This window comes from Brooklawnia sp. (assembly GCF_032229645.1).
Lineage (GTDB): Bacteria > Actinomycetota > Actinomycetes > Propionibacteriales > Propionibacteriaceae > Brooklawnia.
The window spans coordinates 13,305-15,780 of record NZ_JAVTWX010000109.1; the positions used below are offsets into that span (position 1 = coordinate 13,305).

Below are 2,476 nucleotides of genomic sequence, written 5' to 3' on the forward strand. Positions count from 1 at the left end.
CCGATTCCGCAGGCGAAGCCGAATCTGGCGACGATGGCTGCTCTGAGGCTTGCGAAGTTGTGGGCGTTTCCGAGGCTTCCGCCGAAGCACCGGAATTCGCACTTGCACTGGGCGTCGGCTCGGCTGCCGCATTGGCTCCAATCGAGAAGAAGAGCATCCCCGACACGAGAATCGCCGCGAGTTGGGTCGCGCGTTCCTTCGCTCTTCCCCGGCTCCTGCTTACCCTCATTTAGGGCTCCTCCGATCCATAGGTCCCAGACGCCTGCGCGCACATATGCCATGCGGCGTTTAACCCGCTCAAAAGATGATTGGTCCCTCAAGAAGGGATGTACTCACGTGGAGTCAAGCAGCAAGAATTGGGCCACCAGCCTGGCGAAGGGCTTTTTCACCCTGCGTTCACCCGATTTCTGCTGTGCGAATAAAAGATTGCCGACTTCCCCGCTGGCCAACGCCTGGCCAAACGCAAAAGGGCTCGCCCGAATCAGCAGCGCGGGTCGTCTGAGCAGCACGGGGCCGCCTGAACATCGTTCGCCTCAGGCTGATCTACGGCGCTGTGACCAGCGCACGATGCATCCGGCTAGTTGCCTCGCACCGCTATCAATGCCGCCACCAGGTCGCCGCTGACCTGCTCGTCCGGCACTGCAACACGGATCCAACCCGGTCCGAGCCCGGGAAAGGTATCGCAACGTCGCACCGCAAAGCCGTGCTCGGCCAAGACCGCCGGCGGATCGGTCACACCGAGGCCGCTGACATCCACCAGCACGAAAGGCGTCCGCGGTTCACCGGCCACCGCGAATCCTGCCGAGCGCAGTTCACCGACGAGGACGGCACGTTCGCGCGAGACCTGACCAAGAATCGTGTCGGCCGCCTCGCGTGCCTGATCGCTCGTGATCGCGACCATCGCGTCCAGTGCGGGGGTGGAGACCGCCCACGGCTCCTGATGACCGGCCAGCTGCGCGATCAAATCCCTTTCGCCCGCGATGAACCCGGCCCGCAGTCCGGCGATTCCCCATAGTTTGGTCAGCGAGCGAGTGACCAACAGGCCTGGATCGGCGATGGGCAGCATCGACTCGTCCTCGCCCGGCACGAAGTCCATGAACGCCTCGTCGACCACCACGATTCGTCCCGGACGCAACAGCTTGCGGATCTCGTCCGCCGGATGCAGCACCCCGGTCGGGTTGGTCGGATTCCCGATGATCACCAGATCCGCATCAGCCCCGATACGACCTGCGTCCAACCGGAAGCCCTCATCGGCGCGCAACAACAACCTGCGTACCTGATGCCCGGCGGTACGCCAGGCCACCTCCGGCTCGGTGAACTGCGGGTGGACGACCACCACCTTGCGCCCCGGAAAGCTGCGCGCGATAAGGGTGAATGCATCGGCAGCGCCAGCCGTGGGCAACAACTGCTCGTCCGGCAGACCATGCCACTGCGCCAACGCATGTCGTGCGTCTTCAGCATCCGGATACCCGGTCCACTTCCCCGCGCCGGCAGCAATCTGCGACAAGAGCCACTCGGGGGCGGGCCGCACGTTGACCGCCAGATCGATCAACCCCGGACGCAGCTGCGCGTCCCCGTGGTGACGCAGATCGGGTTCGGGGAGCCGGTCCTCGACGGTCGGCGCTGCCCACTGTTCACCCGCTTCGGCGAAGTCCGCGCACGCCTGCGCGAAGCGCTGCGCGAAATCGGGATGGCCCGCCCAATGCAGATGCTGATAGGAGGCCAGCACGCTCGGGCCGGCCAGCCCCTCGCGGCGTCCGGTGGCGGCATCGGTCAGCCAGGCCGGCGTCACCTCGCGCTCGTCGGCGGCGGCCACAGGCCCGGTGACGGTGCGATGGAACTCGTGCGAATGTGCCCGCTCCCCCGCCACCGTCACTACTGAGTCAGATTCAGCAACCAGTTCGCGGTAGCCGAGGGTGAGCCGCGACGACATCTTGGCCGCGAGGGGCAGCGCGCCGGCCATGTCGATTCCGTCCAGGCTGCGGCACAGATAGAGCAGGCCCGCGCACTCGGCGACGGTCGGCAGGCCCACGGCGACCGCGGCACGCACCTCGGCCAGCAGCGGACGATTCGCCGCCAGTTCCTCGGCATAGATCTCCGGGAAACCACCGCCCAGGTAGAGGCCCTGGGTGCCGGCGGGCAGCCGCGGGTCGGTCATCGGATCGAATTCGGCCACGTCGCAGCCGGCAGCACGCAGCAGCTCGGTGGTCTCCGCATAGCGGAAGGTGAATGCCCTGCCCGCCGCCACCGCTACGCGTGGGCGTCCATCGACACTGGTCACCTCGCTCTCGGGGGCCCAGGCCCGGACGGCCAGCTCGTTCGCCGCGCGGGCCACGGCCAGCACCGCGTCCAGGTCGACATGATCGGCGACCAGCTTCGCCGCGGCATCGATCACCGCCCGCGCCTGATCGCGTTCGGCGGCCGGCACCAGCCCCAGATGCCGGGATGGCACCACCAGATCCTTGGTCCGTGGGAT

The 2,476-nt window shown here is 67.0% G+C and carries 2 protein-coding genes; one reads left to right on the forward strand and one right to left on the reverse strand.

The window, feature by feature from the left end; all coding sequences use genetic code 11:
* Positions 1 to 233: hypothetical protein (locus AAFP05_RS08120; protein ID WP_341729356.1), on the forward strand; the 233-nt coding region annotated here is incomplete at its 5' end.
* Positions 234 to 577: 344 nt separating this feature from the next.
* Here AAFP05_RS08120 and cobC read toward each other — a convergent pair.
* Positions 578 to 2,476 (reverse strand): Rv2231c family pyridoxal phosphate-dependent protein CobC (cobC, locus tag AAFP05_RS08125; protein WP_341729357.1); only part of this gene is annotated, 1,899 nt, incomplete at its 5' end.